This window comes from Rhodoplanes roseus (assembly GCF_003258865.1).
In the GTDB taxonomy this organism is placed as follows: domain Bacteria; phylum Pseudomonadota; class Alphaproteobacteria; order Rhizobiales; family Xanthobacteraceae; genus Rhodoplanes; species Rhodoplanes roseus.
The window spans coordinates 1-11,229 of record NZ_NPEX01000195.1 but is presented as its reverse complement, the minus strand read 5'-3'; the positions used below and the strand labels follow the sequence as shown (position 1 = coordinate 11,229).

The following is an 11,229-nucleotide window of genomic DNA, read 5'->3' as shown; positions in this document are numbered from 1 at the left end:
GGCGAGGCAGCACCTCGCCGCGCCGTTCGTCTGGTCTGGTCTCTCAGGAGCGACCCGAGCCGGGCTCCGCCATCTTGCGGTGCTGCTCGGCCAGCAGGCCGGACGGCGTGACGGTCGCCAGGATGGTCTGCAGCTTGTTCTTCCAGCCGCTCACCACGTCGCCCTCGCCCTTCATCATCGCGGCGAAGCCGGTCTCGGCCACCATGGCCGGGTCGTCCTTCTCGGCGCTGCCGACCTTGGTGTCGGTCATCCCGGCGCGCTCGAAGAACTCGGTATCGGTCGGCCCCGGCATCAGGCACGTGACGGTGACGCCGGTGTCCTTCAGCTCGTTGCGCAGCGCGAACGAGAACGAGTCGATGAACGCCTTGGTGCCGTTGTAGACCGCCTGGTAGGTCCCCGGGACGAAGCCGGCGATCGAGCCGGTCAGCATGATGCGGCCGCTGCCGCGCGCCCGCATCTCGCGCGCGACCTTCTGGACCAGATAGATCGTGCCCGTGATGTTGGTGTCGATGACGTGACGGACGTCGTCGATCGGCTGCTCCAGGAATCCGTGCCCGAGACCGCGGCCCGCATTGGCGAGCAGCGCCTCGACCGGCCGGCCACCGGCCGCGGCGAAGAGCCGGTCGACACCCTCCAGCGTGGCGAGATCGGCCTCGACCGACTCGACCTCGGCGCCCAGCTCGCGGAAATTCTCCGCCGCGTTGTGGATGCGTGGCTCGTCCGCGGCGACGAGCAGATCGAAGCCGTTCCTCGCGCATGTCTTCGCCAGCTCGAAGCCGATGCCGGTGGACGCGCCGGTGACGATGGCGAGCGGGCGCGTGCCGGCCTGGCCGGTGGCGCGTGTGTCGTCGGGCCGTGTGCTCGAAGCCATGATGGTCTCCTGATGCCGTGAGGGTTGTTGTCGTCGGGTGCCGATCGGATCAACGGACATAGGCGCTGCCGTCCGCCGGGCGGGACGGAGCGCCGACATAGCGGCCGTGCTCGGGCACGGCGATCTGCTCGAAGTTTTCGGCGAGGAGGTGCAGCGCGTTGCGCATGCCGGCGCCGCGCATCGGCCGGCCGTGGCCGCACAGGACCGTCTCGGGCTCCATCGCGGCGAGCCGACGCACCGACGCTGCGGCCGCCTCCCAATCCGGCGTGTAGTACATCGGCGGACCGTGCAGCTCGGGCGCCTGCGTGGCGGCCGCATAGATCGACTCCTGCCGGGTGGTGACGAAGGCGTCGCCGGCGATCAGCGTCGCGTCCGCCTCGCGCCACAGCGAGACGTGGCCGGCCGAATGCCCGGGCGTCGCGATCCAGCGCCAGCCGGGCAGGGGCGGGATGTCGCCGTTCTCCGGCAACGGCGCGAGCCGCGCCCGCACGTCGATCGGCCCACGCGGATAGAGCGGTGCCGCGAGCGCCATCAGGCCGCCGCCGACGGTCGGGTCCGGCGCCGGATAGGCGGCCTCGCCGGTGAGATAAGGATGCTCCAGCGGGTGCGCGAAGATCGGCACGTCCCACTCCTCGGCCAACGTCTCCAGCGCGCCGACATGGTCGAAATGGCCGTGCGTGAGCACGATCGCGGCGGGCCGGCGTCCTTGGCCGAAGCGGCGGGCCGCGGCGGAGCGGATCAGCGCCGCCGTGCCGAACAGCCCGGCATCGACCAGGACCCAGTCGCGATCCGCCGCGCCGGAGGCGCCGACGAAGGCGACGTTGACGATGGCGAGGCGCTGGAAGGCGAGGTCGGGGAGAACCTCGTGGGTGCCGTCGTTGCGCTCGTGGTCGCGTCGGGGATCGTCGGCGCGGACGGATTCGTCGAGCGGTATCTGCTGGCCCATGCGGCTGCTCCGTTCTGGCGGAATCATCGCGTTCCGGACTTGCGGACGGCTCCCGTCGAAGCGGCGGATCGACCGCCGATCGCAGGTCGAGAGCTGCATGCGGGACTCTGCACGCGGAACGTGAATGCTGTCCCGGGCAACGGCCGGGACGCACATCCGTTCCTGATCAGGTGCACCGTCTCGGCCCGGCGTGCATCGGTCGCGGCGAGAGACGGACGCATCGCGGCAACCGGCCGGGGCCGGCGGCGTTTGTACTCGAGACACACGTGTCCTGGAGACACGCGGGCAAGCCGGCGGCTCGACGACGTCGATCCGCGGCCAGCTTCAACCAGCGGTGAGGACGATCATGGAGACTTCCACCCCGGAGGACCGGCGCGGCACCCGGCGCTTGATCATGGGAGGCGCCATCGCGGCCATCGTGGTCGGCGTGGGGCTGGTCGGCTGGATGGTGCTGCCGGGCTACGACCGGCACCAGGCGACCACCGACGCGACCGGCCCGCGCTTCGAGCAGCGCGAAGGCCAGAGCACGGTCGGCCGTTCCACCAACGTACCGCCGGACGCCAGCGCCCGCTCCACCGACCCGATCTCGGTCGGCCGCAACGAGGCGATCTCGGCGACCGCGGAGTCCTCCGTCCAGCTTCCGCCCGAGCAGCGCGACGCCCTGCGGAACTGGGCCTCCACGCATGCCGACCAGAAGGTCGAGCGCGTCGCCTTCACGGTGGCGATCGGCGTCGCGGTGCCCCAGCAGGCGGAGCTGCGCGACATCTCGCCCGAGCTCGACGCGGCGCTGCCGCACTACAAGGGGCAGCAGTACATCCTGATCGGGGACCGCCTCGTGGTCGTCGAGAAGCAGACCCGGCGGGTGGTCGCGATCATCCCGACCGCCGCGTGAGCCGGGCGCGGACCGGAACCTCCGCGGCCGTGGGCCGTTACCGTCCGCACCATCATCCAACGACCTGCAATCCAAGGAACCGTCATGGCCTGGACCACTCCGACCCTGATCGAGATCTGCATCGGCCTCGAGATCAACGGCTACCTGCCGCCGGAGATTTGACGAACCGACGCACGAGGACGCCGTGAACCGATTGACCGCGGTCGTTCTCGGCTCGGCCGCCGGCGGCGGCGTGCCGCAATGGAACTGCCGATGCGAGGTGTGCGAGCGGGCCCGCCGACCCGGCGGGTCCGTTCGCGCGCGCACGCAGACCTGCGTGGCCGTCTCGGCGGACGGGGAGCGCTGGGTCCTGCTCAATGCGCCGCCCGACCTGCGCCAGCAGATTCTCGAGACCGCAGCGCTGGCGCCGCGGTCCGGCAACGGGCTGCGGCACAGCCCCGTCGCCGGCGTGGTGCTGACCGGCGCCGAGATCGACCAGGCCGCCGGCCTCCTGCATTTGCGCGAGGCGCAGCCCTTCACGACGCTGGCGAGCGGGTACGTCCACACCGTGCTCGCCACCAATCCGATGTTCGAGGCGCTGGACGAGGCCGTGGTCGAGCGCCGCACGCTGCTGCCGGCGACGCCGGTGGAGCTGGCGGGGCTGACCGTGGAGCTGTTCCCGGTGCCCGGCAAGGTGCCGCTCTGGCTCGAGCAGGCGGTCGGCGACGCGCCCGCCGACGGTGCCGTCATGGGCGTGTCGATCGAGGCGGGCGGCCGGAGCCTCGTCTTCGTTCCCGAGGTCGCCGCGATCGTGCCGGCGATTCGCGCGCGGCTCGCGGCCGCCGATGTCGTGCTGATCGACGGCACGCTCTTCACCGACGACGAGATGATCCGGTCCGGCACGGGCCGCAAGACCGGCCGCCGCATGGGGCACCTGCCGATCGCCGGCGAGGACGGCTCGCTGCGTACGCTGTCCTTCCTGCGCAAGCGACGCATCTACATCCACCTCAACAACACCAATCCGGTGCTGATCGAGGATTCGCCGGAGCGTCGCGTCGTCGCCGATGCCGGGTGGGAGATCGCCACGGACGGAATGGAGATCGCGCCGTGACGCTGTCGCCCGACGGGCTCGAGGCGGCGCTGCGCGCCATCGGCGCCGAGCGCTATCACAACCGCCATCCGTTCCACCGCCTGCTGCACGACGGGCTGTGCAGCAAGGGCCAGGTTCAGGCCTGGGCGCTCAACCGCTATTGTTATCAGGCCGTGATCCCGATGAAGGACGCGGCGCTGATGGCGCGCTGCGACGATCCGGAGGTGCGGCGCGCCTGGCGCTCGCGCCTCGCCGATCACGACGGAGAGACCGACCAGGACGGCGGCATCGCGCGCTGGCTCGGGCTCACCGACGGGCTCGGTCTCGACCGCGACGTCGTCGTCTCGCAACGCCGGGCGCTGCCGGCGACCCGCTTCGCCGCGCTCGCCTATCTGGATTTCGTCCGAACGCGTCCGCTGCTCGAGGCGATCGCCTCCTCGCTCACCGAGCTGTTCTCGCCCGCCATCATCGGCGAGCGGGTCTCCGGCATGCTGCGGCACTACGACTTCGTCACGCCCGAGACGCTGTCCTACTTCTCCGACCGGCCGCCGCGCGCGGCGCGCGACAGCGCCTTCGCGCTCGCCTATGTGAAGCACCACGCGACGACACCCGCGCGGCAGCGCGCCGTGCAGGATGCGCTGCTGTTCAAGTGCGACGTGCTGTGGGCGATGCTCGATGCGCTGCAGGCCGCCTATGTGACGCCCGGCCAGATCCCGCCCGGCGCCTTCGTGCCGTCCGATCACTCCGGAGAGCCCGCATGACCGACGCTGCGCCGCTGGGCGAGGACGTGCGGCCGCGCCTCGCCCGCGGCGTGCGCATGGTGGAGAGCGCCGCGCATGGCGGCCGGGTGCTGCTCGCGCCGGAACGCCTGTTCAAGCCCGACCCGGTCGCCGCCGCAATCCTGGAGCTGTGCGACGGGCGAAGCCTGGGCGAGATGATCGACGCGCTGGCGGCCCGCTACACGGCGCCGCGTGAAAAGATCGCGGCCGACGTCGCGGCGCTGCTGCGGACGCTGGCCGAGAAGCGGCTGATGGATCTGGCGTGACGACGCCCTCCCGCGGCCCGGACGGCATCGCCGGCGAACCGCCGGTGCCGCTCGGCCTTTTGGCCGAGCTGACGCATCGCTGTCCGCTCGGCTGCCCCTACTGCTCCAACCCGCTGGCGCTCGATGCGCGCGCCGAGGAGCTCGACACCGCCACCTGGGCGAGGGTGTTCCGCGAGGCGGCGGCGCTCGGGGTGCTGCAGCTCCACCTCTCGGGCGGCGAGCCGGCGGCGCGCCGCGATCTCCTGGAGATCGTCGCGGCGGCCCGCGCTGCCGGGCTGTACAGCAATCTGATCACGTCGGCGGTGGGGCTCGATGGAAAGCGGCTCGCCGGGCTGGCCGAGGCGGGGCTCGACCACGTCCAGATCTCGGTCCAGGACAGCGACGCGGCGGCCGCCGACCACGTCGCGCATCGTCCCGGGGCCTTCGCCCGCAAGGCGGCGCTCGCCCGCGACACGGTCGCGCTCGGCCTGCCGCTGACCATCAACTGCGTCGTCCACCGCGGCAACATCGCGAGGATTCCGGAGATGGTCGCGATGGCGGCCGCGCTCGGGGCCGGCCGCGTCGAGATCGCTCATGTGCAGTATCACGGCTGGGCGCTCGCCAACCGGGCCGCCCTGATGCCGCGCCGCGACCAGGTCGAGACGGCCGAGCAGCAGGTCGCGGCGTTGCGCGAGAGGCATCGCGGCGGGCTGGTGATCGAGGCGGTGATGCCGGACTATTTTTCCGGAGTGCCGAAGCCGTGCCTCGGCGGCTGGGGGCGACGCTCGCTCAACGTCACGCCGACCGGCCTGGTGCTGCCGTGCCATGCGGCGCAGACGCTTCCCGGCCTGGCATTCTGGTCGGTGCGGGATCGTCCGCTGGCCGAGATCTGGCGGGCCTCGCCGGCCTTTTCGGCGTTCCGCGGAACCGGCTGGATGCGCGAGCCCTGCACGAGCTGTCCGCGGCGCGAGCGCGATTTCGGCGGCTGCCGCTGCCAGGCCTTCGCGCTGACCGGCGACGCGCGGGCGACCGACCCGGCCTGTGCGCTGTCGGCCGACCACGGCCGCGTCGCCGCGCTGGCGGGCGTCGGCGCCGACGGGCCCTATCGGTTCCGGACCCACCGGGGCGCCGGCCCGGGACCGGCCGGTGAAGCAGAACGCATCCCCGCGCCGTCGTGTCGCGCGTCCGGTTAACCGGTTGGTGAGGACAGTGGCCGATGCTGGAGGCTCATGTCAGGCGGATTGGATTGCGATGCAGAGCCGTTCGCCCAGGGCTGCCCTACGCCGGCCCGCCCAGAACCACCGGGTGGTGCTTCTCTGCGTGCTGTTCGCCGGCATGATCGCGGCGACGATCCTGGTCGAGCAGAGCTACAACAATCCGAACCGTAAGAGCCTCACGAGGCCGACCGGCCCGCGCGAGGTGAGCCATGTCGGCACGATCCAGCTCGCGCCGGGGCGCGACGGGCGCTGTCCGCAATATTCGTTCGACAACAAGACCGGCTGGGTGGCGCCGTCCGGCCTCGCGCCATGCGACCCGTTCGATCAGCCGATGCCGACCTTCGGCGGCAACGGCACCGACCGCATGGACACGATCCGCGAAGGCTTTCGCCGCCGCTGAGCCGCCGGGCCGTCGTGCCGGACGCGCCGGACGCGACAAGACCCGGCCCGGCGCGCGGTCGGGCCGGCCCTGTCGCGGGGAGGGCGCCTCGGCTCAGAACAGCCAGAGCAGAAGCAGGATGAAGATCACCAGGCCGATCAGGAAGTTCTTCTGCTTCTTGGCGAACTTCACGAAGCCGGGCTTGATCTCGAGGAACAGCACCTGGACGTCCGCCCAGACGTACAGGGCGTAGGCTTTGACGGTCTCGATCGTGGTGTCGACGATCGTCTTCGGCGGCTCGCGGCGCGGCGGCTCGCTGTAGCGGGGCGGCTCGCTGTAGCGGGGCGGGACCACCGGATCGATCGGGTCGATCGGCTTGGCGGTCGGGGTCTCGATCGGGGTGATCGTCGGCTTGTTGACGGGCGACGGGTCAGACATGGTCGAACGCTCCTGATGCGGCAATCGAAAAGGCTGGCGGCGCAGCCGCTCTCGAGGGGGCAAGGCGGTTCCGGACGAGGCGCCGACGCGGCGCGGCGCGGCAGGGCGCGACGCCGCACAGGGCGGTGCCACGCAGCACTGCCGGCGGACGCGACGGACGGCGCGTCGGTCGGGTCATCTGTCGATCCAAATCGATGTCCAAAACGGACGAATCCAAATCGCTGTCGTCGAAACCGCGGCTGCGGAATGTGCTGGCCGGCGGCAATCGCACCGGGTTGCGCCAGCCAGCATATATTACCTCGGATGTCCGCGCGATTCGACCTTTTGCGTCAAGCGCGGCGGCGCGTCACCATGGGGCTGTCCACTGCGCCCGAGTCGCAGGCCGGCTCCGGGCGGTCGCGGCGGAGGCCCGTTCCGGGAGCGCGCGACCGTGAAGGCGATGGTGCTGCAGGCGGCCGGCACGCCGTTCGTGATGACCGAGTTGCCCGATCCGGTGCCGGGCCCCGGCGAGGCGGTCGCCCGCGTGCTCGCCTGCGGCGCCGGCCTCACCATCCAGCACGTCAAGGCGGGCCGGAAGCCGGTGCGGTTTCCCCGCGTCATCGGCCACGAGATCACGGGCGAGATCGTCGCGGTCGGTCGTGACGTCACCGGGCTGGCGGTCGGCGATGCCGTCACGGCCTATTATTATCTGAACTGCGGCCGTTGCGCGTGGTGCCGCGACGAGCTGGAGCCGCTGTGCCCGCACGGCGGCGGCAATGTCGGCGTCGATTGCGACGGCGGCTATGCCGAGTATGTCGGGCTGCCGGCCCACATCTTCATCCGCCTGCCGCCGGAGCTCGACCATCGCGCCCATCCGGCCGAGATCGGGGTCGTCACCGACGCCATCGCCACGCCTTACAAGGTGCTGTCGCGCGCCCGTGTGAGGCCGGGCGAGACCGTCGCGGTGTTCGGGGCGGGCGGCGGGCTCGGCCTGCACCAGGTGATGATGGCGCGCCGCGCCGGCGCCAGGGTGATCGCCGTCGACGTCGCAGCCGACAAGTTCGACGCCTGCCGCGAGGCCGGAGCGGACGCGACCGTGAACCCGCGCGACGGCGACGTCGTCGCGGCGCTGCGCGATCTCACCGACGGGCAGGGCGTCGACGTGGTCGTCGACTACGTCTCGGCGACTTCGACTCTGGAGGCCGGCGTGCGGGCGCTCGGGCGGCGCGGGCGGCTGGTCACGCTGGGCGGCGCCGGCCAGCCCTTCGGCGTGTCGTCGCTCGCGCTCCTCTCCGGCGAGCAGGAGATTCTCGGCAGCCGCTACGTCACCCGCCGCGAGATCCGCGAATGCCTCGATCTCGTCGCCCGCGGCGAGGTGTGGCCGCTGGTGACCGAGATCCGTCCGCTCGCGGAGGCCGAGAGCGTGCACGACAAGGTCGAGCGCGGCACCGTGATCGGCCGCGCCGCATTGCTGGTCGGGTGACGTCGGCGCGCGCGGCGCCGGGGCGGACGCGCATCAGTCGTAGGTCGTCGTCACCACGGGCGTCGCGCCCATCACCAGCCCGGCGCGGCGGACCACGTCGGCGGCGCGGCGGCGCGCCTCCACGTGCAGCGATTTTTCGTCCACCGTGACGACGCGGCCGTTCTCGAACAGCGCGCGGCCGTTCACCCAGGTCTGCGCGATCGAGGCCGGGCTCGAGGAGTAGACCACGGCCTGCAGCGGATCGCCGTACGGCACCCACTCGAAATGGTCGAGGTCGAACAGCACGAGGTCGGCACGCTTGCCGATCTCGATCGAGCCGATCTCGTCGGCCCAGCCGAGCGCCTGCGCGCCCTCGATGGTCGCCATGCGCAGCGCCTTGCGGGCGCCGACCAGCGTCGAGTCCATGCGGCTGTCCTTGAACATGCCGGCGACCATGTAGAGCTGGCGCATCAGGTTCATGGTGCCGCCGGCCGAGACGCCGTCGGTGCCGAGCCCGACATCCATGCCGGCCGCCATCATCTCGGGATACTTGCCGATGCGGGTGGCGCCCTTGGCGAGCTTCACGGCGGTCGCCGGGCAGAACGCCACCTTGGTGCCGGCGTCCGCCATCAGGGCGACCTCCTCGTCCTGCACGGCGACGCAATGCGCGATCACCAGATTGGACGAGAGGCCGCCCGCGGCGGCGACGCGCGAGATCGGCCAATGGCCGTGCTTGCGCTCGCAGACATGCGCCTCCTCGATCGAGGTCGCGAGGTGATAGGTGGTGCCGACGCCGAGCCTTTCGGCCAGCGCGCGGGCGCCGACATGCAGCTCGAGGCTGCACGGCTCCTTGCCCTCGATGTTGCACCAGACCCGCACGCGGCCGCCGCCGGCGCCGTCGAAGTCCTTCACGGTGCGCTCCAGCGCGGCGAGTGCGGTGGTGTGATCCGGGAAGAAGTGATGCGCCATCATCTCCTCGGTCCAGCCCGGCGGAATCACGTCGGGTCGCACGTCGGCGGCGTGCCGGCCCGTGATGCCGCGCATGCCGATCCTGTCGATCGCCTCGACGACGCCGCGCACGTCGGACTGGGCGCCCATGTCGAGAAAGCAGGTGGTGCCGCAGCGGAGCATCTCGGCCATGCCGAGCGTCGCGCCGACGACCTCGTCCCGGCCCGTCACGTTGGCGTAGAAGGGTTTCGCCCAGTGGAACACCCACGCGCGGGTGGCGAGACAGTCGGGAAACACCGCGCGCGAAAGCGTCTCGGAGAGATGCACGTGCGAGTCGACGAAGCCCGGCGTCATGCCGAAGCGCGAGCCGTCGACGATGCGGTCGAAGCTCTCGCGCCCGTGCCGGGCCGCGATCACGGCGGCGGGGCCGATGTCGGAGAAGCGTTCGCCGTCGATGACGACGGAGGCGTTCGACAGCACCGTGTCGGCCTTGTCGACGGTGAGAACGAATTCGAGATTCTCGATGAGGGTGCGCACGACGATCCTCGGGGCTGCGGCGGGACGTGCGAAGCGCGGCACCCAGGGGCCGGCCGCACGAGCCTATCCGCACGCAAGGAGCGGGCCAAGGGTTCCGGTGCGTACGGTCGCGCCGCCGTCGCCGGCACGACGGACGGTTCCCCATTGCGGCGCGTGCGGGTCAGGCCGTAACGTGCGGCTCCCAACCGAAGGCAATCCCCGTGGCAATCATCGACTGGTCGAAGCTCGTCATCGGCATGCTGGGCGGCGATCGCCGCGAGCAGGAGATCGCGCGGCTCGCTGCCGCCACCGGCGCCGACGTGCGGGCCCACGGCTTCCCGTGGCCGGAGGCCGGCATCGCCGGGGTGAAGCGCCTCGACGATCCGGCCGCCGTGCTGAAGGGAGCGAAGTTCGCGCTGTTCCCGATTCCCGGCATCTCGCCGAGCGGCGCGCTGTTCGCGCCCGGCGCCGCGAAGCCGATCGTCCCGAACCGCGCCGTGCTGGCCGGCATGGTGCCGCGCGCCCACATCATTCTGGGCTGGGCCGACGGCAACTTGAAGCAGCACGCCGAGGCGCTCTCGATCGGCATCCACGAGTACGAGTGGGACCGCGCGCTCATGCTGGAGCGCACGCCCGCCATCATCGAGGGCCTGCTGAAGATCGTCATCGAGAACACCGACGTGACGATCCACAATGCCGAGGCCTGCGTGATCGGCCAGGGCACCATCGGCACCGTGCTGGCGCGCTATCTGGTGGCGCTCGGCGCCCGGACCCACGTGGTGGCGCGCAATCCGGAGCAGCGGGCCGCCGCCTATGTGGCGGGCGCGACGCCGCACGGACTCGAGGCGCTGCCCGAGCTGGCGCCGCGGCTCGATCTCTTGTTCTCCACCGTGCCGTCGCGGGTCGTCGGCGAGAAGGTGATCGCCAAGCTGCGCGACAACGTCCTGATCGTCGACCTCGCCGCGCCGCCCGGCGGCATCGATTTCGAGGCCGCCAAGACGCTCGGCCGGCGGGCGATCTGGGGCCGCGGCCTCGGCAGCCGGGCCCCCGTCACGGTCGGCGCCAGCCAGTGGCGCGGCATCCGGGCCCGGATCGAGAAGATTCTCCAGGACGAGCACTGAGCCGGCGTCCGCGCCGACCGTGCCTCGTCTCGTTCATTCAGCGGAAAGGACCAGCATGCCCGTCGTCACCGTCGAGATGTGGACCGGCCGGTCGCAGGACCAGAAGCGCGCGCTGGTGCGCGCCATCACGGACGCCATGGTGGCGCATGCCGGGGCGAAGCCCGACAATCTCCACGTCATCATCCACGAGGTGCCGAAGGAGAACTGGGCGCTCGCCGGCGTGATGGGCGACGAGCGCAAGGACTGACGGCCGGGCTCGCGGTCCCTGCACTCGATGCGGCCGGCCGGTTCGTCACCGGCTCCATCGTCTCGCCGTCGAGCGCCCGCGTGAGCGCGGCCTGGTCGAGGGCGTTCTCCCAGCGGCACA

The 11,229-nt window shown here is 71.6% G+C and carries 14 protein-coding genes; 10 read left to right on the top strand and 4 right to left on the bottom strand.

What is annotated here, in order from left to right; translation table 11 throughout:
* Nucleotides 1–43: 43 nt before the first annotated feature.
* Both CH341_RS22155 and CH341_RS22150 read right to left on the bottom strand, forming a co-directional pair.
* Nucleotides 44–871, bottom strand: a complete 828-nt coding sequence (locus CH341_RS22155; protein ID WP_111421145.1) for an SDR family NAD(P)-dependent oxidoreductase — start codon at nucleotides 869–871, stop codon at nucleotides 44–46.
* A 49-nt stretch (nucleotides 872–920) separates the two neighbouring features.
* Nucleotides 921–1,817 (bottom strand): MBL fold metallo-hydrolase, encoded by an 897-nt coding sequence (locus CH341_RS22150; protein WP_111421144.1) that lies wholly within the window; start codon nucleotides 1,815–1,817, stop codon nucleotides 921–923.
* A 346-nt stretch (nucleotides 1,818–2,163) separates the two neighbouring features.
* Here CH341_RS22150 and CH341_RS22145 point away from each other — a divergent pair, with 346 nt between their 5' ends.
* From CH341_RS22145 to CH341_RS22115, 7 genes are all read left to right on the top strand, one after another.
* Nucleotides 2,164–2,709: a DUF1236 domain-containing protein gene (locus CH341_RS22145; protein WP_111421143.1), complete on the top strand. Its 546-nt coding sequence runs from the start codon at nucleotides 2,164–2,166 to the stop codon at nucleotides 2,707–2,709.
* An 84-nt stretch (nucleotides 2,710–2,793) separates the two neighbouring features.
* Nucleotides 2,794–2,871: a pyrroloquinoline quinone precursor peptide PqqA gene (gene pqqA, locus CH341_RS36490; RefSeq protein ID WP_111421148.1), complete on the top strand. Its 78-nt coding sequence runs from the start codon at nucleotides 2,794–2,796 to the stop codon at nucleotides 2,869–2,871.
* Between the two features lie 31 nt (nucleotides 2,872–2,902).
* Nucleotides 2,903–3,799 carry a pyrroloquinoline quinone biosynthesis protein PqqB gene (gene pqqB / locus CH341_RS22135; RefSeq protein ID WP_111421142.1) on the top strand — a complete coding sequence of 299 codons (897 nt, stop codon included), beginning with the start codon at nucleotides 2,903–2,905 and terminating at the stop codon, nucleotides 3,797–3,799.
* Entirely contained in the window at nucleotides 3,796–4,539 is a 744-nt protein-coding gene (pqqC, locus tag CH341_RS22130) for a pyrroloquinoline-quinone synthase PqqC (RefSeq protein ID WP_111421141.1), read from the top strand. The genes pqqB and pqqC overlap by 4 nt, the downstream gene beginning before the upstream one ends.
* A complete protein-coding gene (gene pqqD, locus CH341_RS36485; protein WP_111421140.1) occupies nucleotides 4,536–4,823 on the top strand; it encodes a pyrroloquinoline quinone biosynthesis peptide chaperone PqqD in 288 nt (95 codons plus the stop codon). The genes pqqC and pqqD overlap by 4 nt, the downstream gene beginning before the upstream one ends.
* Nucleotides 4,820–5,995: a pyrroloquinoline quinone biosynthesis protein PqqE gene (pqqE, locus tag CH341_RS22120; protein WP_425376203.1), complete on the top strand. Its 1,176-nt coding sequence runs from the start codon at nucleotides 4,820–4,822 to the stop codon at nucleotides 5,993–5,995. Before pqqD ends, pqqE begins: the two co-directional genes overlap by 4 nt.
* A 58-nt stretch (nucleotides 5,996–6,053) precedes the next feature.
* Entirely contained in the window at nucleotides 6,054–6,419 is a 366-nt protein-coding gene (locus CH341_RS22115; RefSeq protein WP_146604574.1) for a hypothetical protein, read from the top strand.
* A gap of 93 nt (nucleotides 6,420–6,512) precedes the next feature.
* On the opposite strand, the gene CH341_RS22110 is transcribed toward CH341_RS22115, so the two are convergent.
* Nucleotides 6,513–6,836 (bottom strand): hypothetical protein, encoded by a 324-nt coding sequence (locus tag CH341_RS22110; protein ID WP_111421138.1) that lies wholly within the window; start codon nucleotides 6,834–6,836, stop codon nucleotides 6,513–6,515.
* A 439-nt stretch (nucleotides 6,837–7,275) separates the two neighbouring features.
* Here CH341_RS22110 and CH341_RS22105 point away from each other — a divergent pair, with 439 nt between their 5' ends.
* The gene (locus CH341_RS22105) at nucleotides 7,276–8,298 is read left to right on the top strand and encodes an alcohol dehydrogenase catalytic domain-containing protein (RefSeq protein WP_245431188.1); all 1,023 of its coding nucleotides are present in this window, start codon (nucleotides 7,276–7,278) and stop codon (nucleotides 8,296–8,298) included.
* A gap of 33 nt (nucleotides 8,299–8,331) precedes the next feature.
* Here CH341_RS22105 and CH341_RS22100 read toward each other — a convergent pair whose 3' ends face one another.
* The gene (locus tag CH341_RS22100; protein WP_111421136.1) at nucleotides 8,332–9,762 is read right to left on the bottom strand and encodes an amidohydrolase family protein; all 1,431 of its coding nucleotides are present in this window, start codon (nucleotides 9,760–9,762) and stop codon (nucleotides 8,332–8,334) included.
* Nucleotides 9,763–9,962: 200 nt separating this feature from the next.
* Here CH341_RS22100 and CH341_RS22095 point away from each other — a divergent pair, with 200 nt between their 5' ends.
* Both CH341_RS22095 and CH341_RS22090 read left to right on the top strand, forming a co-directional pair.
* Nucleotides 9,963–10,862, top strand: coding sequence for a dipicolinate synthase subunit DpsA (locus tag CH341_RS22095; RefSeq protein ID WP_245431187.1), 900 nt, complete (start codon nucleotides 9,963–9,965; stop codon nucleotides 10,860–10,862).
* 55 nt (nucleotides 10,863–10,917) lie between these two features.
* Nucleotides 10,918–11,109 carry a 2-hydroxymuconate tautomerase gene (locus CH341_RS22090; RefSeq protein ID WP_111421135.1) on the top strand — a complete coding sequence of 64 codons (192 nt, stop codon included), beginning with the start codon at nucleotides 10,918–10,920 and terminating at the stop codon, nucleotides 11,107–11,109.
* Nucleotides 11,110–11,229: the final 120 nt, after the last annotated feature.

What these genes read in the sequence shown, in the direction of transcription:
- CH341_RS22145 (WP_111421143.1), top strand. Translation starts at nt 2,164, where the DNA reads ATGGAGACTTCCACCCCGGAGGACCGGCGCGGCACCCGGCGCTTGATC.
- CH341_RS22090 (WP_111421135.1), top strand. Translation starts at nt 10,918, where the DNA reads ATGCCCGTCGTCACCGTCGAGATGTGGACCGGCCGGTCGCAGGACCAG.
- CH341_RS22105 (WP_245431188.1), top strand. Translation starts at nt 7,276, where the DNA reads ATGGTGCTGCAGGCGGCCGGCACGCCGTTCGTGATGACCGAGTTGCCC.
- CH341_RS22150 (WP_111421144.1), bottom strand. Translation starts at nt 1,817, where the DNA reads ATGGGCCAGCAGATACCGCTCGACGAATCCGTCCGCGCCGACGATCCC.
- CH341_RS22110 (WP_111421138.1), bottom strand. Translation starts at nt 6,836, where the DNA reads ATGTCTGACCCGTCGCCCGTCAACAAGCCGACGATCACCCCGATCGAG.
- CH341_RS22155 (WP_111421145.1), bottom strand. Translation starts at nt 871, where the DNA reads ATGGCTTCGAGCACACGGCCCGACGACACACGCGCCACCGGCCAGGCC.
- CH341_RS22115 (WP_146604574.1), top strand. Translation starts at nt 6,054, where the DNA reads ATGCAGAGCCGTTCGCCCAGGGCTGCCCTACGCCGGCCCGCCCAGAAC.
- pqqA (WP_111421148.1), top strand. Translation starts at nt 2,794, where the DNA reads ATGGCCTGGACCACTCCGACCCTGATCGAGATCTGCATCGGCCTCGAG.
- pqqD (WP_111421140.1), top strand. Translation starts at nt 4,536, where the DNA reads ATGACCGACGCTGCGCCGCTGGGCGAGGACGTGCGGCCGCGCCTCGCC.